The sequence below is a fragment of the Salinicoccus sp. CNSTN-B1 genome (genome assembly GCF_054792835.1).
This window is the reverse complement of record NZ_JBTWMN010000004.1, coordinates 1-20,685: the sequence shown is the minus strand read 5'-3', so window position 1 is coordinate 20,685 and position 20,685 is coordinate 1. Positions and strand designations below refer to the sequence as shown.

Below are 20,685 nucleotides of genomic sequence, written 5' to 3'. Positions count from 1 at the left end.
ATAGGGTGCTTCTGTCTTACTAAATGACCAAACTAGAGGGGGCGGAATCATTAAATTAAAGTATGCCCAACGTTACTAGTATGAATCACTTGAGGCATTCTTCTGCTTTTTCGCGGCTGCTTTTGTATTGTATTTCCAGGCCTCGTCCTTATCAATCATCTTTATTACAGCATAGACTGTCAGGAACTGTAGGAAAATGATTGGTAATCCCATCAAACCGGACACAATTTCAAGTGGGCCGAGACCTCCGATCTGCATGAGCACAAGAGCCAATCCTGTGATGACGAGAGCAACAAATATCCTCAAGAATTTCGACGGATCCTGTTTACTCATGTCATTCTTGCTTGTATAGGCAGCAATTGTAAACGTTGTAGAGTCGAGTGTCGTAGTAAGGAAAATCATTGCTATGATGATATAGACGACCATCACTATGCTTGAGAGCGGCAATGTCTGAAGGATGTCTGGTATTATCTGAACCGCTTCCTGTTCGCTTGCCAATGCCAACACATCGAGTTCTCCATTCAGTTGGCTGTAGACTCCGATGCCTCCCAGCACGCCTGTAGCAATCCAAGACAGCAATGTCGGTGCAAGAAGATAAGTCAGTATCATTTCCTTTATCGTTCTTCCCTTGGATATTTTGGCGGCAAAGACACTGTGGAGCATCGCCCAAGTAGAACTGTATGCAATCCAGAATATCATGTGGTCACGCATATGTGCAGATTGTTCCACGGCCAACGAATCCGTAAATAGAGAATAGGTGAAATAGTTGTTTAGCAGATGGCCGACCGTGTCCGTAAAATAATCAAAGATGAAGACACCTGGTCCGACGATCAATATGAAAATTGCAAGCAAGCCTGCAAGGTACATGTTCGCCAAGCTCAACCGCTTGATGCCTTTCTCGATGCCGAGGTATGCACTGAGCGAGAACAATGATACCCAGATGAGGGTGACGATCATGGTCATAGTGAATGTCACTTCCATATCAAGAAGGGCAGCCAGGTTGGAGGTGATGATCGGTGTGCCTAACCCCAACGTGACGGCAGCACCTGAAAGGATGCTGACAAGGAAGAGTATATCAATAAGTATACCGCCGATGCCATCAGTGAATTTATCTCCGAAAATGACGCGTGTCGCTTCTGAGATGCGCATCATCGGCCGTTTCTTTACGTGGATGACATAAGCGACTGCAGGAGCAGTCATGACGAATATGGAGAAGATCTGGAAGCTCCACATGTACATCGCATAGGCGTTACCCCATAATAGGGCTTCATTGGAGCCAGCTTCTATACCGAAAGGGGGGTTGTTTGCAACTTCGGCCCACTGTATCATACCAGTTCTCATTATGGTGGAACCAAGTCCCATTGCAATCAATATCGAAGCGTAGGATAATAATGAAAACCGTGGTTTCTCACTAGGGTCCCCCAACACGACCTGGCCGTATTTTGAAAAAGAGAGGTAAAGGCCAAGTCCGAGTAGAATGGTGGCATACCAGATGTACCCCCATCCGAACGAAGCTATAATCTGATCGAAAATCCCGTTAAGTATTTTTAGAGACTGCGACTCATAGAATGAAAAGGGTATGCTTATTGCAATGATTAGTAAAACAGAAGGTAGAAATATTTTCCAATCAATCGCCCTCCATCCAGTGAGTTTTGGTTTGTTCGACATTTTGTTTTCCTCCTTGTCATTAAATTGTTACACTATATACATGCGTAATGCATATGCAAGCAGTGTAACACATTTTCAATCCCTAAAATGTTTTGTAGTACAATAAACGTTATGAAGATAATATAAACTCGAATGGAGAAATGAACCATGGACGAATCCAATGATCAAGCACTATCTTTGAAATTATATGTTATACTTCACCACGCTTTCCATGCCTTGCAGACCGAAGCTTTCAGGGATATGCGGAAGCATGGTTTGAAACCGACGGCTTTTGCGGTTCTTGAACTGTTGTATAGTAAAGGTCCCCAGCAAATTCAGCATATTGGGGAAAAAGTATTGATTTCTTCAAGTTCAATTACGTACGTCGTGAACAATCTTGTACGAGAAGGATACGTTATGAAAGAGCAATACAGTGGCGATCGGCGCATCACCTATGCTAGCCTGACGGAAAATGGTCAGGAATTGATGAAACACACTTTTCCGGAGCATGCGAAGCGTCTTGAGCAAGTGTCCGGGGACTGGATGCAGAAGAGAAGGCTCAGTTGATTGATTTACTGAAGAAGTTGGGTAAGAATGCCAGCGGCTGACATGAGATCCATAGTGAGGGGGCGACATGAATGTGTCGTTCCTTTTTTTGTGCTCAATCCGCCGAGTTTTAGGATGCATCATATTGTTTCACAGGAAACGTCCCCTTCAGTAATTCAGTATTTCTGTAAGTTCATCCAACCGTCTAACTGTATAATCAGGAGCATAAGAATGAGGATTCGTATGGTTGTCAGGGTTGAACCAGCATGTGTCTATTCCACTATTGATGCCTCCTTTGATATCTGATGTCAACGAATCGCCGACGATGAGTGCTTCATCATGCCTAAATCCTGGAATATTCATAGCTACATGATCAAAAAAAGCCTTCATAGGTTTCTGATACCCCGTATCCTCACTGATGAAAACATCAAAAAAATAAGGTTGCAAACCTGATTTCAAAAGTCGGGCCTCCTGAGTCTCCTTGACGCCGTTGGTGATGATGTACAGATCGTGATGATGTGACAAACTATGAAGGAGATCCAGGGCTCCATCGAACAGCCGAGTGCCGTACTCAGCGATATTGCTGCGGTACAGATTATCGACTTCATGACCATCGACTTCAAAGCCAAGGGTGGAGAAGAAACGCTCGTGACGCAACTTCAAGACATCTTCTTTTGTGATCAGATCTTGTTCAAGCATCTCCCAATGTTTTCTGTTTATTTCCTTGTACATGCTGAAGTGCTGTGGGGTGCTCGTGACCCCATGATATTCAAGGACCTTCTTCAGAGCGGTTTGTTCAGCGTGACCAAAGTCCAATAGTGTGTCGTCCAAATCGAATAGCAGCGTTTTATAATCCTTCAAGTTTTAGCCTCCTTACGATGTGTGGTAACATCAACAATTATAAAGTTATTTTAGTGTAAATGCATATGGTATACTTAAGTGGAATTGCAAACGTTTGCACAAAGGGAGGATGCACATGGAAGAGCGCTCCAGTGGAATATTGCTTCACATATCTTCATTACCCGGGAAATACGGAATTGGTGATTTTGGAGAAAATGCATACCAATTTGTAGATTTTCTCAGCGCTTCGAGAACCAAGTACTGGCAGATACTGCCGCTTGGCATTACGAGTTACGGGGACTCGCCCTATCAAAGTTTTTCCGCTTTTGCCGGCAATCCTTATTTTATCGATCTGGATAGGGTCATTGAATCCGGTTGGCTGAGGAAATCTGAAATCACGAAGACGGATCTGGGTGAAGATGACGAGACAGTCGATTACGCAAAATTATATGAAGGCAAAATGGCGTTGCTGGATACAGCATTTCAACGTGCGTATCCTGATGTGAAAGATGAATTGGAAGCCATGATGGAGCGCCATTCAGATTGGCTGCCTGATTTCGCCCTGTTTATGGCGGTCAAACGGGCCCATGATAATGCAGCCTGGACGGAATGGCCTGAACGCTACCGCTTACGGGATGATAAGACGCTGCAGTGCTTCTACGGGAAGTATGAAGCGGAGATAATGTTTTGGGTATTCACCCAATATCTCTTCTTTGAACATTGGCATGATCTTAAGGAGTATGCCAATGGGAAAGGCATAAAGATTATTGGGGACATACCTATTTATGTGGCTGCAGACAGTGTCGATGTATGGTCGCGACCAGACCTCTATAAACTTGATGAAAACCTGCATCCGAGTGTGGTGGCAGGAGTTCCACCCGATATGATGAGCGATACCGGACAGCTATGGGGGAACCCCATCTATGATTGGGAGAAGATGAAGGAAGAGGGTTACCATTGGTGGATCAGACGTGTCGAAGAAAGCTTCGAATTATATGATACTGTGCGGATTGACCATTTCAGAGGATTTGAAGCATATTGGGAAGTGCCAGCCCAAGACGAAACGGCTGAAGATGGCAGATGGGTGAAAGGTCCTGGACTGTCTCTCTTTGAAGCCATACGCGAAAAATTAGGAGAGAAGGATATACTGGCTGAAGACCTTGGATTCCTTACCGAGGAAGTTTATGAACTTATTGCATCGACCGGCTATCCAGGAATGAAAGTGCTTCAATTTGGTTTCGGAGGCAAAGAATCGGAATATCTGCCTCATAACTACACAAGGCATACGATTGCCTATACAGGCAACCATGATACACAGACCACAAAGGGATGGCTGGATAGTGCGGATAATGATACTTTCAACAAAGTCCAAGCATATTTGAACTTGACTGAGGCAGAGGGGCACGTCAACGGCTGCATCAGAGGTGTTTTTGCATCCAGTTCGAATCTTGCAATTATACCTGTGCAGGATCTTCTGGGCCTGGATGATGCTGCGCGGTTTAACGTCCCATCCACAATTGGCGGCAATTGGGAATGGCGTTTGACACCTGGTATGCTCACCAAGGCGCATAAAGACTATCTGAAAAATATGAACGAACGATACGGGAGGTCGCTATGACATCATTAAAACTCAAAGAAAGAATCGAAGGCCAGGCGTATGAGAGCCATGGACAATCCTTCTATGAATTGAATGAAAAAGAACAGTTCATCGTGGTTGGCAATGCAGTCATGGAACAGCTTGTGCCAAAATGGATAGAATCAAAAAATAAATTCAAAAAGAAGAAACAGGCCTATTACCTGTCTGCAGAGTTCCTGATGGGACGCGCACTCAGCAATAACCTTGTCAATGTGGGTATGGAAGATGAAGTCAAACGTACACTTGAAGAGATGGGAGTCGACTATAATGCCCTCGAGGAAGCTGAGGATGATGCTGGCCTCGGAAATGGAGGATTGGGCCGTCTGGCTGCTTGTTTCCTCGACTCAGGGGCAACCCTTGATTATCCTTTGTCGGGCTATGGAATCCTTTACCAATATGGCATATTCAAGCAAAATTTTGTTAATGGTTTTCAGGTGGAGGAAGCGGATCCGTGGCTTGAGCATGACAATCCGTGGCTTATAAAGAACAGCAATGATACGAGGGTTGTTGAATTCAGCGAAGAGGACAAAGTAGAAGCGGTCCCTTATGATATGCCGATTGTAGGGTATGGAGGGGAGACAATCAATACGCTGCGTCTATGGAAAGCGGAAGCCATCAATAAATTCGATTTTAATGCATTCGATGAAGGCAAGTACATCGAGTCTGTCCGTGCCCAGAACGAAGCAGAAACGATTTCGCGCATACTCTACCCCAATGACTCGACGTATGAAGGCAAACGCCTCAGATTGAAGCAGCAATATTTCTTCACATCGGCCTCTTTGCAGGATCTTATGGAGAATTATAAGGCGGAAGGCCATAAGAACTATGATGATTTCTCCAAGATGCATTCCATACAGTTGAACGACACCCATCCAGCCATGGCGATACCTGAATTAATCCGACTGCTTGAAAATGAGGGTGTGGAGTTCGAAAAAGCTTTCGATATCACCCAAAAATCGATGGCGTATACGAACCATACGCTATTGGCAGAAGCACTGGAAGTTTGGGAAAAGGATTTGTTCATCTCGGCAGTGCCGAACCTCTATCCTTATATTGAACAGATTAATGCACGTCTGATCGGCGAACTAAAAGAGTGGAATGTAGATGAGTCAGATTGGCATAAATACCTGATCATCCAAAACAACTCGATTCATATGGCTTTTATGTCCATCTATGCAACTAGTGCTGTCAACGGTGTAGCTGCCATCCACACCGAACTGCTGAAAACGGATGTCATCAAAGCGTGGCATAATATTTTTCCTGACCGCATACTCAACAAGACTAACGGCATTACTCAAAGGAGATGGCTATTGCAATCGAATCCTCAATTAAGTGAAATGATCACCGATTTGATTGGTTCAAAAGATTGGATCACTGATCTGATGAAGTTGAAGGGTATTGAAGGAAGATTTGAAGAAGAGGAAGTGCTGGAGCGTTTCATACACGTCAAAAAAGAAAAGAAAGTGGAACTTGCCGATTATATACGCTTCCACGAGGAAGTCGATATCGACCCCGATTCCATCTTCGACATCAGATAAAGCGCCTGCACGAATATAAGCGTCAGCTTATGATGGCGTTCTATATAGCAGACTTGTATAACCGCATCAAAGCAGAACCTGATGCCGATTGGACCAAGCGGAGCTTCATCTTTGGAGCGAAAGCGGCTCCCGGCTATTATGCTGCAAAATCAATCATCAAATTCATCAATGAGCTTGCAAATAGAGTGAATAAAGATCCGGAGGTCAACACTATCATCAAGGTCGTGTTCGTGGAAAACTACGGTGTCTCCTATGCAGAGAAGCTGTTCCCAGCAGCCGATGTTTCAGAACAAATTTCCCTGGCCGGGAAGGAAGCTTCTGAACAGGCAATATGAAATTCATGCTGAATGGTGCCGTCACAGTCGGTACGATGGATGGCGCGAATGTGGAAATCGTAGAGGAAGCGGGTCGGGAGAACAATTACATCTTTGGAATGGAAGTTGCTGAAGTTGTAGAAAAACGCGGTGAATATGATCCCAAAAGGCTCTTAAGAAGACAGAAGGGTTGAAAGACGTGGTCGAGTCGCTTGTTGACGGGACTTTCAACGACAATAACACCGGTATGTTCCAAGACTTATATGACAGCCTCATCCATGACGACCAGTACTTCGTGCTGGAAGATTTTTCAAGTTATCGTGAGGCGCAGGATCAGATAGCAAGTGATTTTAAAGATCCGAAGATGTTTTACAGGAAAGGATTCATCAATATGGCGAACGCCGGTAAATTTTCATCCGACCGGACGCTTGAAGAGTATGCAAAAGAAATATGGCTTGTCAATAAAGGATGATTGCATGAAAAGTGCCCAACCGGCTACGGCTGGGCACTTTTTCTTATTATTCGGACAGCAGCAATGCTTCTTCATCCCGTGAATGGATCTCATCTACAATGACGATTGAAACAGAGTAATCTACAAGCTTTTGGAAATCGACTTCATCTTTGGAAAGTTCATCCTTCATCTTATCGATCATGATTCGCATCAGATCGTGGTCTCGGGTCAGATGTTGAATCTTGTCATGCATATCGGGATTGTTGCGTACAGTTTCTTCATATAGCCCTGAATCTTCCTCTTCGCTGTCGGCATGTGTCAATATACGCTGTTCAACAAATTCGATGAACGATTGCATTTCTTCAGCAAGTTCCTTATGTTCCATTTTATTCAGCATGATTTTCATATCGGCTACGTGATCCTCTGCACCTCCTAGGCTTGCATCGTGGATGGCTCTATGTGCATGCAATTGTTTCAGGGCAGGTCCTGCCATGTCACCACTCCTTAACGTTTATTATTTGTGGATGGGATTGGTTGCCCACATTTGACTTGTTTTGATGAAAGTGCGCGGATTCAGCTTGAGTTGACTGACAATGATGTCCGCAATATCTTCCGGATGGGTCATTGATTCTTCTTTCAGGCTGGATTCTCCAATGAGGTCAGTCAGCACGGCTGACGGTGTCAAGTAGGAAACGCGAATATTATGTTTGCGCATTTCCTGCATCACGCCTTCTGTCATGCCTATGACAGCATATTTAGTGGCAGAATAGAGTGCGCTATGTGAGGAAGCCTTCAAGCCGGACATGGAAGAGATGTTGATGACATCACCAAGACCTTGCTCCTGCATCATCGGGAGGACGCCATGCATCATATTGTAGATGCCGAACAGGTTGACATTCATCATCTCACTTAAGTCATCTTCGGAACTTTCAAGGAAAGGCATATGTTTCATGATGCCGGCATTATTGATGAGTATATCGATGCGAGGGAAAGCATCCTTCACTTCGTTCAACATGCGTGTTACATCCTCATTACGTGAAACATCTCCGTTCAAAGCGACAATCTGTACATCATGTTTTCTGAGTGAATCGGCAGCATCAGCCAAAGTGTCGGCATTTCTTCCGATTATTGCTACGTTTACACCTTCTTCGGCCAAAGCATGGGCTGTTGCCAGTCCAATGCCGCGTGTGCCGCCCGTGATGACTGCATATTTACCAGTAATCTCCTGCATATACGATTCTCCTTCTTGTTCATTGCTATATTATCATTATAACAAAGAGGGGGAAGAACAGACATGGATGAGACTTTAATTGTGGGGATTTCGCTGTATAATGGAGAAAAGGCTTACATTTACAATAAGGAGGCATATTATGGAAGAATGGTTGAAAGTAGCACACAGTAAAGATTCAAATGATTCATTGGCGAAATTCAGATCACAGTTCTATATCGGTTCAGGCAGTTATTATATGGACGGCAACTCCCTAGGGCTGATGAGCAAGGCAGCTGAGGAAAGTCTGCTCTCGGTCATGGAAGATTGGAAACGCCATGCCATCGATGGATGGACCGAAGGGGAACGGCCGTGGTTCTATATGAGCGAACGCATAGGGGAAATGATGGCTGATCTCATTGGAGCCGGGCACCACGAAGTGCTCGCGACGAATTCAACTACAATGAATATCCATCAGACGGTAAGGACGCTCTATAAACCGACAGAGGAGCGGTATAAGATCTTGGTGGATGAATTGAACTTCCCTTCTGATATTTATGCTGTGCAAGCAATCCTCGATGATTCCGGCTACTCGGATGGTATGGTCAAAGTGCCTTCCCCGAACGGGCATACATTGTCAACAGAGACCATCATAAATATGATGGATGATAGTATCGCATTGGTTCTTTTGCCTTCTGTCCTATACAGGAGTGGACAGATTTTGGACATGGAACAGATAACAGAGCATGCAAAAAAGCATGACATCATTATCGGTTTTGACCTGTGCCACTCAATCGGTGCAATCCCTCATGATTTAAAGGAGTGGGGAGTTGATTTTGCAATCTGGTGTACTTACAAACATCTAAACGGTGGCCCAGGTTCTGTTGCCGGATTGTATGTGAGTGAAAAACACCATTCTCGGGAAGTCTCTCTGAGGGGATGGTTCGGCAATAATAAAGAAACCCAGTTCGATATGTCCCATACGTTTGATCCTGCCTCCGACATCAGCCAGTACCAAGTCGGGACCCCCCACATCTTTTCTATGGCGCCGCTTCTTGGCTCACTCGAAATATTTGAGGAGGCAGGCATTGCAGCCATCCGCAAAAAATCCCTCGAATTGACGGATTTCATGATTGCGATGATTGAGGATATGTTCGAGGGAGATGAAATTGAAATCGTCACCCCAAAGATTACGATGCAAGAGGGGGCCATATCCTAATTGGCCACCCCAATGCAGCAGGCATCAATGCAGCGTTGAAATCCAAGGGCGTCATTCCCGATTTCAGGGCGCCGAGCTACGTCCGAATTGCACCCGTTGCCCTCTACAACTCATTTGAAGATGTGTATCATACGATAATGATATTAAAAGAAATTATGGATGGACGGCTATATGAAAAGTTTGAGAATAAGCGGGGAGTGATTGCCTAATGTGGATGGATATTACCCAGATGCTTGAAGAGGATATCGCACATTGGCCTGAGGATACGCCTTTTGCCTATGAACGTACTGTTACCAAGGCAGAGAGTGGTTCCGTGAATATTGGAAAGATCACAACGAGCACTCATATCGGTACCCATATTGATGCGCCATTTCATTTCGAGGAAGATGGCGATACCGTCGATCAGCTGGATATCAACCGATATATCGGAGAGGCGACAGTGATAGCAATAGAAAACCCGAAAGAACTGGGTCTTGAGGCAATCAAGCAGTTTGATATCAGAGGGAATATACTGCTTATAAAAACTAAAAGAAAAACCGACACTACAGTTTTTCCGAAAAGTATACCCGTGCTTGAAAAAAGGGCAGTGGAATATATGGCTGCTCAAGGAATCAAACTGTTCGGGACAGATGTCACTTCAGTAGATCCGATTGACTCCAAAACCCTTGATATTCATCATCTACTCCATGCGAGAGACATCATGATTCTTGAAAATGCAGTGCTGGACGATGTCACTCCAGGCTACTATGAATTTGTTGCATTGCCATTGAAGATTAAAGGGGCGGATGGTTCGCCAGTGCGTGCAGCGCTGCAGTATAAGGGGGATTTAAATGACTGATTATCAGGATCATACACTAGACGGAGAAGAAGTGAAGACTGATTTTACAAAAGATATGACATACAGCGAATACCTCAACCTGGAGCAAATACTGTTTGCCCAGGACACTATGAGTGAAGAACACGATGAGACATTGTTCATCATCATCCACCAGGTGACGGAATTGTGGATGAAACTCATCATCCATGAAATAAATTCAGCCATTAAAGATATAAGGGCGGATAATTTCAGGGAATCGTTCAAAAAACTTGCGCGGGTGACGAATATACAAAGGCAGATCATTGCTGCATGGGATGTACTTTCAACAATGACTCCAAGCGACTATCTAAAATTCAGGGAAGCACTAGGTAATGCATCCGGTTTTCAATCCTATCAAAACCGCATGATGGAATTCAGTCTCGGCTACAAGACGACACATGCATTAAAGATTTATGAAAAAGATCCTATCATCCATGCGAAGTTGAAAAAGCAGATCATGTCACCGAGTATCTATGATGAAGTTATCCGCGCTGTGGATAGGGCGGGCTTCAATATAGACAAAGAAGTCCTCGAGCGCGATGTAATGGAGAAATATGTGCCTAATCCATCCGTCAAAGAGGCCTTCAAACAGATATACCTCAATACTGAAGATTATTTTGAACTGTATGAGATGCTCGAAAAACTGGTTGATGTGGAAGACCTGTACAGTCAATGGCGATTTAGGCATATGAAGACTGTCGAGAGGATCATCGGTTTCAAGAAAGGCACAGGGGGAGCTCTGGTGTGAACTATCTGAAACGCGTCATAGATGATTATTTCTTCGAAGAACTTTGGGAATTACGTACTGAACTTTAGGAAGGGTGGCTTGCAATGCGTGATTTTGGACAGACCAATATATTTGATGATGTGATAAAAGAAGATGAGACGTTTGTGATTGTTGTGCAGGAAGTGGCCGGATCGGGTGCACGATTGCAGAAGCGTGTCCTACGGGAATACCCGGGCCTTAAGATGGAAGGCATGAAGCATTTATACGAACATTTAAAAGACGTCTATCTGGAAGAGCCTTTCTCGGAAGATGGAAAATACTTTGATATTACCGTATATACCAATGAAGATTATGCAGGTGAAAATGTCTATGCACATACCAAACGGCATAAAAACAGTAAAGTATGGACGACGACCCGAAATAAAAGGCCCCTGAGGGGTCTTTTTTTGTTCCAATAAAATAGAATATTCTAAAATATTAAGCCAATGTAAACGCTATTATGTTACAATATATAGTAAGCAAGATAAAAAATACAAAGGGGACTGGGATTATGAAGAAATTTTCATGGTTGCTTGTATTGATGATGTCTCTATCTTTTGCCTTAGCTGCCTGTGGCAGTGGTGGCGAAGGAGAGGGGGAGTCCAGTTCAGGTGAAGGAGACTCTTCTGGAGAAGGATGGGTTGAAAATGTCACTGTGTTGACCGGCGGCGAAGCAGGGGTGTACTTCCCGATTGGTGTTGCGATGGCGGATATCATTGATTCCCAATTGGAAGATGTGTCGGCTACTGGTGTTTCATCAGGTGCTTCCGTTTCCAATACGGAGCAGTTGAATAATGGTGAAGCGCAACTCGCTCTTGTCAGAATGATATTGCATACTACGGAGTAGAGGGTACGAACATGTTTGAAGAGCCACTTGAAAATTACAGCGGGGTGCTCACGCTTTATCCTGAAACGATTCAGTTGGTTACAATTGCAGACTCAGGCATTGAATCTGTATCGGATTTGGAAGGTAAACGTGTAGCGATTGGGGACGTTGGGTCAGGAACAGAAGCAAACGCAAAACAGATTCTTGAAGCTCATGGTTTGAGCGAATCTGATTTGGATGCACAGTATCTTGATTTCGCCGATGCATCGACGAATCTCCAAGACGGTAACGTCGACGCAGCATTCGTTACAGCCGGAACACCAACTGGTGCGATTCAGGAATTGAGTGCCAGTGCAGATGTGAAGTTGATCAGCTTCGATCAGGATGCAATTGATTCATTGACAGAAGAATATTCCTATTATACACAACAGGATATTCCTGAAGATGCTTATGAAAACTTTGACAGCACAGCGACTACGGTAGCTGTACAAGCTATGGTGATTGCCTCCAATGATATTCCTGAAGATCAGATGTATGAAATGACGAAGGCGCTGTTTGAAAATCTTGATGATTTGAGCAATGCTCATGTCCGTGGTGAAGAAGTGACGCTCGACACTGCACAGGATGGTATGCCGATTGACCTTCATCCGGGCGCCAAAAAATATTATGATGAGCAGTAATTGAATGGATACTAGTAATAAGAAAAAGACATTGCGTCGCCGCAATGTCTTTTTCTCCCTTATTGGAATTTCAGTGGTAGCGTTACTCGTCATTCTTTATATAACAGCGCCTTTCCGTATTTCGATTTCTGACATGGAAACAGGTGAGGTTTTATACAGCACCCGGATTGATGACGGGGAACGTTTCTCTGTTGAATACATACATTCAGTCGAGCGCTCGCCTGTGAAGGAAATTTTTGAAGTGCGCGGTACAGATATATATACGATGGAGAGCCATACGGAATCATTTGGGGCCGGAATGCCTTATGAAGGGGAAGTGATGGAACTCGAGGATGGCAAGTTCATCATCAGTGAAATCAACAGACCTGTCCATGGAGGGACCTTGAGAATACGCCCATCCTCTGTATTTCCTCATCACATCATGATAGGAGACGATGACATACTCATTTCTGAACCGCCGTTCAAAGGCAGGAATCTGGAGGTCAATGTCACCCGGACCTTATTCGAGAGAGGTGAAATCAATGGAAGATAAAGAACAGAAAAAATTGCTCCAGGAACTGGAAGGAAGTGACAGGGAACTCGGGAAGAAGATGGGCCGATTGGTCAGTTTTGTGGCTCTATCTCTGGCATTCTTCCACCTCTATGTGGCTGGGTTTGGCCTGCCTGGCATCGGGTCCAGGACTTTCCTGGTCATCCACCTTATATTGGGGGTCGTCCTTGCATTCCTGATTTTCCCGATAAAAAAAGGTTTGAACCAGAAGACCATACCTTGGTATGATTTGTGCCTTGCAGTTTTGACTTTGGGTATAGGAATATATCTCATCAATCGGCAGACGGCTGAAGCTATAATGTCGGCTCGCCCTACCGAAGTGGATTTGTTGGTAGGCGCGCTTTTTGTACTCATAGTCATTGAAGCCACGCGTCGCGTGGTCGGCCTGCCTCTAGTCATAATAGCAGCCATTTTTATGGGTTATTTCTTTTTGGGCCAATTCATGCCGGGAGATTTCTACCATAATCGAGGGGACTTTTCCCGATTCGTCTATGAAATTGTCTATCGTAGCAATGGTATATTCGGCACGCCGATCTACGCCTCAGCGCAATTTGTTTTCATCTTTATACTGTTCGGTGCCATACTTGAATCGACTGGGGCAGGTAAAATGTTCATCAATCTCGCCATCAGAGGGTTCGGTAAATACAAGGGAGGCCCCGCCAAAGCCAGTGTGGTCGCAAGCGGAATGATGGGGAGCATCTCCGGGAGTTCTACAGCAAACGCAGTTACTACAGGTACATTCACGATACCTTTGATGAAGAAGGTCGGATTTCCCTCTCATGTGGCAGGTGGCGTCGAAGTAGCAGCTTCTTCAAGCGGGCAATTCCTCCCGCCTGTTATGGGGGCTGCGGCCTTCATCATGGTGGAATTCACAGGGATCCCTTATTATGAAATCATTAAAAGTGCATTCATTCCAGCGATATTGGCTTACGTCGGCATTTTGTTCATGGTTCATTTTGAAGCGGGTAAACATAATATCTCGGGGATGGAACGTTCTGAAATGTCCTCAGCCCGGAAATTACTTATGAAGCAAGGTTATATGCTGGTGCCGATATTGATTCTGCTGTATTATCTCGTCATTGAACGCGCATCGGTCAACGCTTCGGCATTCTATACGATCATAGCAATGATTGTCATAGCACTCTTTACCTATCGCTTCAAGGAACGTCTGGGACGAACGATACTTTATGCGGCGATATTGCTTGCACTCACGTTTGCGATGCAGTATCTGGTTGGATACCTTAACCAGGGACTGGTCGCGTTGAATGACGTTTTTGGAATAAGGGTCTTCAACAACCAGACGATCCGATGGAGGGACTCGATATTCACCATGGTGTTGGGTGGAATCCTTGTGGCGTTTCTATTTGGCCTCTTCCAACGGAAGATGAGACATGACAAGGTGAAGTCGGAATACGGAAGCAAGGAATTATTGGAAGGTTTCGACACCGCTTCCAGGAATGCGCTGAGCATTATAGTGGCGTGTGCGACTGCAGGGATTTTGATCGGCGTCATCACGACAAGCGGTTTGTCTACGAAATTCACACGTATCGTCATAGAGTTTTCAGATACCATTGAATCTTCACTGCCGACCTTCATGATCACCGATAACACCCAAATTTATATTGCGTTGATACTAACGGTGTTTGCATGTCTGCTGCTGGGACTTGGTTTGCCGACTACAGCGACTTATGTGGTACTTGCTGCAGTGATTGCGCCAGTGCTCACCAATTTGGGCTTGCCAATCATTGTAGCCCACCTCTTTGTCCTGTATTATGGTGTGCTTGCAGATGACACACCACCAATAAACCTGCCCGCCTATGCGACGGCCGGTATTGCGAACGCCGGTCCAATCCGTACAGGGGTGCAGGGCTTCAAATACGATTCTGCGGCACTTCTTCTGCCGTTTATGTTTGCGATAAATCCTACTATATTGCTGATTACAGATGCCACGGTACTTGAAATGGCATGGGCCGTCCTCACTGCTGCAATAGGAATGGCGACATTTGCGTCATTCATCCAAAACTATATGCTCACCCGCTACAATATTGTAGAGAGGATAGTTGCGGTCGCTACTGCACTATTGTTCATACAGAGCAGTCTGATGACGGATGGAGTGGCAATCGGGCTGTTCATCCTACTCGTGGCTTTCCAGTATTATAAGAAGAAAAAGCAACAACGTGCACCTGAAGCGGTTTGATCAGGAACTGGGTCCATCAGGATCCGGTTTCTTTTTAGCATTTCATCAAATAGTCATTAAAAGTTTGTCCGAAGCCATAAACATCTTTATAATGGTGTTGTATACTAGTGGTATACTGTGAGTATTGTAAATAACACTTGAAGCGAGGGATTTTTAAATGAGAATTATTGTAGCAGGAGGAGACGGTTTCTGCGGATGGCCTACAGCATTGTACCTTTCCGAGAAGGGTCATGATGTGACGATTGTAGACAATCTGGTGAGACGCAAAATTGATAATGAACTGCATTCCAACTCTGTAACACCAATTGCTTCGCTCCAGGAGCGCGTGGATAAATGGAAAGAACTCACCGGTAAAGAGATCAAAGTGTATGAAGGGGACCTTAACCATTATGATTTCCTGACTCTGGTCTTTAAAAATGAACGCCCAGAAGCATTTGTGCATTTTGCCGAACAACGGTCAGCACCATATTCCATGATAGATCGTGAGCATGCGGTCTATACTCAGCAAAATAACGTTTTGGGAAATCTCAACGTACTTTATGCAATAAAAGAATTTGAACCTGATTGCCATCTTATAAAGCTCGGAACGATGGGCGAATATGGACAGCCGAACATAGACATCGAGGAAGGGTACATAGAAATCGAACACAAGGGTAGAAAAGATACTCTACCGTTCCCTAAACAGCCAGGTTCTTTCTATCACCTGACAAAAGTGCATGATACTCATAACATCATGTTCGCCTGTAAGATCTGGGGTATCCGTGCAACTGACCTCAACCAGGGTATTGTCTATGGTTTGAACACTGAAGAGACAAAGAAAGATCCAGTGTTGGCTAACCGTCTTGACTACGATGCTGTTTTCGGTACCGCTCTAAACCGGTTCTTGGTACAGGCTGCCATCGGGCACGATATCACTGTTTACGGCTCAGGTGGCCAAACTCGGGCCTTCCTGAATATACAGGACACCGTCCGCTGTGTTGAAATCGCTGCGGAAAATCCGGCTGAACAAGGTGAATTCCGTGTCTTCAACCAATTCACTGAGTCATTCTCTGTTCAAGAACTTGCTGAGAAGACTAAAAAAGCAGCAGAAGAGCTGAATGTTGAAGCGACAGTAAAATCAATAGAAAATCCGCGTGTTGAAAATGAAGACCACTACTACAATGCAGTGAATACAAACCTGATTGACCTTGGTCTTGAACCACACCTGTTGACGCAGGATGTCCTTAAGGAAATCCTCCAGGAAGCAATGGAACATAAGGACCGTATCATTGTAGATAATGTACTTCCTCAAGTGACTTGGAAATAGAAAGAGGTAAGACCGTATGAAGATAGCAATTGTCACAGAGACATTTCTACCATCGACTGATGGGATAGTGACGAGATTGACGAAAGCCATAGATTACTTTATACGGGAAGGACACGAAGTTCTGGTCATAGCTCCGGACCTTGGTGTATACGATTATAAAGGTGCAAAAGTGATCGGTATCAAACCGATCACTTTCCCTTTTTATAGATACCGTAAATGGGGGTTCCTTCTCGTAAAGTGTATCATGAACTGAAGAAATTCCAGCCTGACGTAGTACACGCGGTCAATCCAATCCTTCTCGCAACGAGTGCAGTGAAGGCTGCACAGAAACTTGATATTCCGCTTGTCTCCTCCTACCACACCCATCTGCCGAAGTATCTAGATTTCTATAAAATATATAAGCCGGCGAAACCGCTGTTATGGTGGTATATCAAACGCAATCATAAAAACGCGGATTTGAACCTTGTCACCTCACAGGCCATCCGTGAGGAACTTGATGCCCAAGGCATCGAACGTCTGGACGTCATTCCGCGCGGGGTGGACGTAGACCATCGGCATCCACGGTTTCGCGATGATAAGATGAGGGAATGGCTGACCGGAGGAAAGCCGTCCAATAAGTTGCTAGTATTCATCGGCAGGATAGCGATAGAAAAGGAACTGCATAAATTGGTGCCACTACTTGAAAAGCGCCCCGATATAAGCTTAGCCATGGTCGGCGATGGTCCAGCACGGGCGGAGATCGAAAAGCGTTTTAAGGGTACAAATACGGTATTTACCGGCTTCATCCATGGAGAAGAATTGTCGAAGGCATTTGCTTCTGGAGATGCATTCATCTTCCCGTCAGTTTCTGAAACCCTTGGGCTTGTCATTTTGGAATCGATGGCTTCAGGCCTACCTGTCATTGCCGCGAAAAGTGGACCGACTAATGAACAAGTTGAACATGGCGTCAATGGAATGCTGTTTGAAAATGAAAATATTGAAAGTATGCTCGAGGCGGTATCTGTCCTTGAAGACCCAGAACATCTTGACTTGCTGCGCAGAAATGCCAGAAAAGAAGCGCTGGACTTTGCATGGGATAAGACTTCCCAAAGATTGATAGATTTTTATATGGAGGCGCGTAACCGACACTCTGTTGGAAGTAAAACTATATAGTGTGGAAGGAAGATATGTATGAGAATGGTCGATATAATCGCTAAAAAGCGTGATAATGGAGAACTTACTAAAGAGGAGATCCAGTATTTTATAGACGGCTATACAAAAGGGGATATCCCGGACTATCAGGCTTCAGCCCTATTGATGGCTGTATTCTTCAATGACATGACTCAAGCAGAACGGGCAGATCTTACAATGGCAATGGTCAAATCCGGAGATGAAATCGATCTTTCGGCAATCAGTGGCGTTAAAGTGGATAAGCACTCGACAGGTGGAGTAGGCGATACCACGACACTCGTCTTGGCACCGTTAGTGGCGGCCCTAGATGTGCCTGTAGCCAAAATGAGTGGGCGGGGGCTTGGCCATACAGGTGGAACAATCGACAAACTTGAAGCGGTAGAAGGATTCCATGTCGAGATTACAGATAAGGAATTCACAGACATCGTCAATCGTGACAAAGTGGCGGTCATAGGCCAATCCGGCAACTTGACCCCAGCAGATAAAAAGATCTATGCGTTACGTGATGTCACCGCGACAGTCAATTCGATTCCCCTGATTGCAAGTTCAATCATGAGTAAGAAAATTGCTTCAGGCGCTGACGCAATTGTCCTTGACGTTAAAACAGGGGATGGTGCCTTCATGAAGCATGAGGAAGACGCCGTTGCACTTGCAGAAGCAATGGTATCAATCGGCAATAATGTAGGCCGCAATACAATGGCGATCATATCAAGCATGTCAGAACCACTCGGCTATGCCATCGGCAACGCCCTGGAAGTCAAGGAGGCCATTGAAACGCTTAAAGGCGAAGGCCCTGAAGACTTGACTAGGCTGTGTCTGGAGCTCGGTGCACAGATGGCAGTCCTTGGAGGAGCTGCGGAAAGCTTGGATGAGGCCAAAGAAAAGCTCCAGGCGGTCATCGATGATGGAAAGGCTCTTGAGAAATTTAAGATGTTCTTGAAGAATCAAGGCGGCGACCCGACTGTAGTCGACGATGTATCGCGCCTGCCTCAAGCAGATTATCAATATGAGGTTAAGTCGAAAGAGAGTGGATTCGTGGAAGAAATCAAAGCTGAAGAAATTGGTATCGCATCGGCGATGCTTGGAGCCGGGCGTCAGACCAAGGAAGACGTTATCGATCTGGCTGTAGGCCTTGTGTTGAAGAAAAAGGTCGGCGACCCTGTAGAAGTTGGCGACACACTTGCCGTCATCCACAGCAATACAGAAGATGTGGCAGAGGTTGAAGCCAAGATTCTCAAGGATTATAAAATTGGCAGCAACAAGGTGAATATTGAACTTGTAAGACAAGTCATCACCGGATAAAACTCCCCGGGAGGAGTTTTCTTACGATTAGTCAATAGATTTCAAGCATATATTCCATGTTTTTCATCCCTATCCAGCGGGGCGCCCCGCTGGATAGGGGTGTTGGCATGCCAAATAGGCCCTGCTTTTTCAGTTTTTTCGGAGCAGGGGCTGTGATATACTTGAGTTACGAATTGACGCAGTGGTGGGTGGCCACAGCGTAATCATATCGCTGTCCAACGGTGACAAGATGGAAGAGGCACTTCAAAAACTTGTTCACACAGGCGATGCAGGCAACCTTATGGTGTTTACCATGGGGTTGCTTTTTTAGTTTCCGATAGTAGTCCACCAGATGGTTATCCGCGTGCCTCTGGTTCCGGATCATATTCTCGATCATGTAGTACAGGATTTTCCTTAGATGCTTATTGCCGCGCCGATTGATCTTATCCTTGTACAGAAGGGTGCCGGACTGATGGCGGCGGATGTCGATGCCGGTATAGGCATTCAGCTGATTGGCCGTGTCGAACCGGCGGATGTCTCCGGCTTCAGCGATGATACGGACCGCTGTAATGTCTGCGATCCCTGGAAAGCTCTTCAGGATATGGTATTCCGCCTGTTCCTGAGACATGGCGACCATTTGCTGGATGAGCCGGTGCTTCAGCTCCAGCAGGGTCTGACAGCGTGCAGCATAGTTTCTGAGCTGTTCAATCCGGACGTCATCCGCAGACAGTGCCGGATAGGCATCTGCGGCCGCCGACATCAGCTGATCGGTTTTCTCTTCTGCGCGTTTTCGGGACTGGCGCTTTCCGGTGCTGCCGAGGATCATATTCTTCACTTTCGTTCTGGACAGCACAGTCACCCGATCGGGATGCGGAAACAGTTGGAGTATGGAAAGATACAGGTCGGAAGTTCGGGTAAAGAGCTGCTCCAGTTCCGGGAAGGTCATCTGGACCAGGGCATGCATCCGGGTTCTCAGCCGGACAACCTCCTGCTCCAGTTCAGCATAGTGGCGGGAGAGGCTGCGCATTTCTTCGTAATACCCTTCTTGAACCTGTTTGTTGCGAGGCGGATGGGTAAAACAGGCCTGGGCGAGTTTATGTGCATCACTCCGGTCCGTCTTGTGCATCCGCATGGACAGGCTCTGCATCTTGGCCGCCAGTGGATTGAGCAGCGCATACTCGAACCCGCATGCCTGCATGAAGCGTTCCAATGCCTTTGAGTAGACCCCTGTGGCTTCAAATACAATAGCGGGCAGGACGCCATCCTGTTTCCGTTGCGCCTCAATCCGGATCCGTACATCTTCAAAAGCCGACCTGGCATGCGTGATGTCCCCTTCGAATATACAGTGCTGCCAAGCATCATAGACGACCATGTAGCTGTGTCCCATACTGACATCAAATGCGATGACACTTTTCATTTGGTTCTCCTCCTTTTTTTACGCAGAAGTGACCACGTATCCCCATCGATTCCCTTTTCTCATACTCGATCTCGAAGATCCCACATACTGAATCTGATTCAGATAAGGATAGTGGAGCTGGCCCGTTTTTATTCCGGATTCTAAATCCTAAAACCCCGTCGACCTGATCTCCACTCCTACTATATGAAAATAGTACCACAGGACCTGGCCGGGTCCTGTGGTACTAATCTTAGTATGT

General features: G+C 45.5%; 15 protein-coding genes and 4 pseudogenes. 14 read left to right on the top strand and 5 right to left on the bottom strand.

Going from position 1 to position 20,685, the window contains the following annotated elements; all coding sequences use genetic code 11:
* Window positions 1–75: 75 nt before the first annotated feature.
* Window positions 76–1,668, bottom strand: coding sequence for a BCCT family transporter (locus ACYF68_RS00170; RefSeq protein WP_461044994.1), 1,593 nt, complete (start codon window positions 1,666–1,668; stop codon window positions 76–78).
* A 147-nt stretch (window positions 1,669–1,815) separates the two neighbouring features.
* Between ACYF68_RS00170 and ACYF68_RS00165 the strand changes: the two genes are divergently transcribed.
* The gene (locus ACYF68_RS00165) at window positions 1,816–2,214 is read left to right on the top strand and encodes a MarR family winged helix-turn-helix transcriptional regulator (protein ID WP_461044993.1); all 399 of its coding nucleotides are present in this window, start codon (window positions 1,816–1,818) and stop codon (window positions 2,212–2,214) included.
* A gap of 147 nt (window positions 2,215–2,361) precedes the next feature.
* On the opposite strand, the gene ACYF68_RS00160 is transcribed toward ACYF68_RS00165, so the two are convergent.
* A complete protein-coding gene (locus ACYF68_RS00160) occupies window positions 2,362–3,054 on the bottom strand; it encodes a YjjG family noncanonical pyrimidine nucleotidase (RefSeq protein WP_461044992.1) in 693 nt (230 codons plus the stop codon).
* Window positions 3,055–3,148: 94 nt separating this feature from the next.
* Here ACYF68_RS00160 and malQ point away from each other — a divergent pair, with 94 nt between their 5' ends.
* Together malQ and ACYF68_RS00150 are read left to right on the top strand one after the other, a co-directional pair.
* Window positions 3,149–4,651, top strand: coding sequence for a 4-alpha-glucanotransferase (gene malQ, locus ACYF68_RS00155; protein WP_461044991.1), 1,503 nt, complete (start codon window positions 3,149–3,151; stop codon window positions 4,649–4,651).
* Window positions 4,648–6,993, top strand: a pseudogene (locus ACYF68_RS00150) (glycogen/starch/alpha-glucan phosphorylase). The gene malQ and the pseudogene ACYF68_RS00150 overlap by 4 nt, the downstream one beginning before the upstream one ends.
* A gap of 46 nt (window positions 6,994–7,039) precedes the next feature.
* Here the strand turns inward: ACYF68_RS00150 and ACYF68_RS00145 are convergent.
* Together ACYF68_RS00145 and ACYF68_RS00140 are read right to left on the bottom strand one after the other, a co-directional pair.
* Window positions 7,040–7,465, bottom strand: coding sequence for a hypothetical protein (locus ACYF68_RS00145; RefSeq protein WP_461044990.1), 426 nt, complete (start codon window positions 7,463–7,465; stop codon window positions 7,040–7,042).
* Window positions 7,466–7,486: 21 nt separating this feature from the next.
* Window positions 7,487–8,203, bottom strand: a complete 717-nt coding sequence (locus ACYF68_RS00140) for an SDR family NAD(P)-dependent oxidoreductase (protein ID WP_461044988.1) — start codon at window positions 8,201–8,203, stop codon at window positions 7,487–7,489.
* Window positions 8,204–8,342: 139 nt separating this feature from the next.
* Between ACYF68_RS00140 and kynU the strand changes: the two are divergent.
* The 11 genes and pseudogenes from kynU (at window position 8,343) to ACYF68_RS00085 (ending at window position 19,051) form a co-directional block, all read left to right on the top strand.
* Window positions 8,343–9,607: pseudogene (kynU, locus tag ACYF68_RS00135) on the top strand (kynureninase).
* Window positions 9,607–10,236, top strand: coding sequence for an arylformamidase (kynB, locus tag ACYF68_RS00130; protein ID WP_461044987.1), 630 nt, complete (start codon window positions 9,607–9,609; stop codon window positions 10,234–10,236). The pseudogene kynU and the gene kynB overlap by 1 nt, the downstream one beginning before the upstream one ends.
* Window positions 10,229–11,070: pseudogene (locus ACYF68_RS00125) on the top strand (tryptophan 2,3-dioxygenase). Before kynB ends, ACYF68_RS00125 begins: the two are co-directional and overlap by 8 nt.
* Window positions 11,071–11,085: 15 nt before the next feature.
* Window positions 11,086–11,439, top strand: a complete 354-nt coding sequence (locus tag ACYF68_RS00120; RefSeq protein WP_461044986.1) for a hypothetical protein — start codon at window positions 11,086–11,088, stop codon at window positions 11,437–11,439.
* Between the two features lie 41 nt (window positions 11,440–11,480).
* Window positions 11,481–12,526 (top strand): annotated as a pseudogene (locus tag ACYF68_RS00115) (TAXI family TRAP transporter solute-binding subunit).
* A gap of 4 nt (window positions 12,527–12,530) precedes the next feature.
* On the top strand, window positions 12,531–13,058 hold the full coding sequence (locus tag ACYF68_RS00110; RefSeq protein ID WP_461044985.1) for a DUF1850 domain-containing protein: 528 nt from the start codon (window positions 12,531–12,533) through the stop codon (window positions 13,056–13,058).
* The gene (locus ACYF68_RS00105) at window positions 13,048–15,273 is read left to right on the top strand and encodes a TRAP transporter permease (protein ID WP_461044984.1); all 2,226 of its coding nucleotides are present in this window, start codon (window positions 13,048–13,050) and stop codon (window positions 15,271–15,273) included. The genes ACYF68_RS00110 and ACYF68_RS00105 overlap by 11 nt, the downstream gene beginning before the upstream one ends.
* A 157-nt stretch (window positions 15,274–15,430) precedes the next feature.
* Window positions 15,431–16,579: an NAD-dependent epimerase/dehydratase family protein gene (locus ACYF68_RS00100; RefSeq protein ID WP_380570205.1), complete on the top strand. Its 1,149-nt coding sequence runs from the start codon at window positions 15,431–15,433 to the stop codon at window positions 16,577–16,579.
* A gap of 16 nt (window positions 16,580–16,595) precedes the next feature.
* On the top strand, window positions 16,596–16,832 hold the full coding sequence (locus ACYF68_RS00095) for a hypothetical protein (protein ID WP_461044983.1): 237 nt from the start codon (window positions 16,596–16,598) through the stop codon (window positions 16,830–16,832).
* Window positions 16,817–17,731 (top strand): glycosyltransferase family 4 protein, encoded by a 915-nt coding sequence (locus ACYF68_RS00090; protein WP_461044982.1) that lies wholly within the window; start codon window positions 16,817–16,819, stop codon window positions 17,729–17,731. Before ACYF68_RS00095 ends, ACYF68_RS00090 begins: the two co-directional genes overlap by 16 nt.
* An 18-nt stretch (window positions 17,732–17,749) precedes the next feature.
* Window positions 17,750–19,051 carry a pyrimidine-nucleoside phosphorylase gene (locus ACYF68_RS00085; protein ID WP_461044981.1) on the top strand — a complete coding sequence of 434 codons (1,302 nt, stop codon included), beginning with the start codon at window positions 17,750–17,752 and terminating at the stop codon, window positions 19,049–19,051.
* Window positions 19,052–19,217: 166 nt separating this feature from the next.
* On the opposite strand, the gene ACYF68_RS00080 is transcribed toward ACYF68_RS00085, so the two are convergent.
* Window positions 19,218–20,447, bottom strand: a complete 1,230-nt coding sequence (locus tag ACYF68_RS00080) for an IS110 family RNA-guided transposase (protein WP_461044980.1) — start codon at window positions 20,445–20,447, stop codon at window positions 19,218–19,220.
* Between the last annotated feature and the right edge of the window lie 238 nt (window positions 20,448–20,685).

Coding starts and splice junctions, on each gene's coding strand:
- ACYF68_RS00170 (WP_461044994.1), bottom strand. CDS start 1,668: ATGTCGAACAAACCAAAACTCACTGGATGGAGGGCGATTGATTGGAAA.
- ACYF68_RS00165 (WP_461044993.1), top strand. CDS start 1,816: ATGGACGAATCCAATGATCAAGCACTATCTTTGAAATTATATGTTATA.
- ACYF68_RS00145 (WP_461044990.1), bottom strand. CDS start 7,465: ATGGCAGGACCTGCCCTGAAACAATTGCATGCACATAGAGCCATCCAC.
- ACYF68_RS00140 (WP_461044988.1), bottom strand. CDS start 8,203: ATGCAGGAGATTACTGGTAAATATGCAGTCATCACGGGCGGCACACGC.
- kynB (WP_461044987.1), top strand. CDS start 9,607: ATGTGGATGGATATTACCCAGATGCTTGAAGAGGATATCGCACATTGG.
- ACYF68_RS00120 (WP_461044986.1), top strand. CDS start 11,086: ATGCGTGATTTTGGACAGACCAATATATTTGATGATGTGATAAAAGAA.
- ACYF68_RS00110 (WP_461044985.1), top strand. CDS start 12,531: ATGGATACTAGTAATAAGAAAAAGACATTGCGTCGCCGCAATGTCTTT.
- ACYF68_RS00105 (WP_461044984.1), top strand. CDS start 13,048: ATGGAAGATAAAGAACAGAAAAAATTGCTCCAGGAACTGGAAGGAAGT.
- ACYF68_RS00100 (WP_380570205.1), top strand. CDS start 15,431: ATGAGAATTATTGTAGCAGGAGGAGACGGTTTCTGCGGATGGCCTACA.
- ACYF68_RS00095 (WP_461044983.1), top strand. CDS start 16,596: ATGAAGATAGCAATTGTCACAGAGACATTTCTACCATCGACTGATGGG.
- ACYF68_RS00085 (WP_461044981.1), top strand. CDS start 17,750: ATGAGAATGGTCGATATAATCGCTAAAAAGCGTGATAATGGAGAACTT.
- ACYF68_RS00080 (WP_461044980.1), bottom strand. CDS start 20,447: ATGAAAAGTGTCATCGCATTTGATGTCAGTATGGGACACAGCTACATG.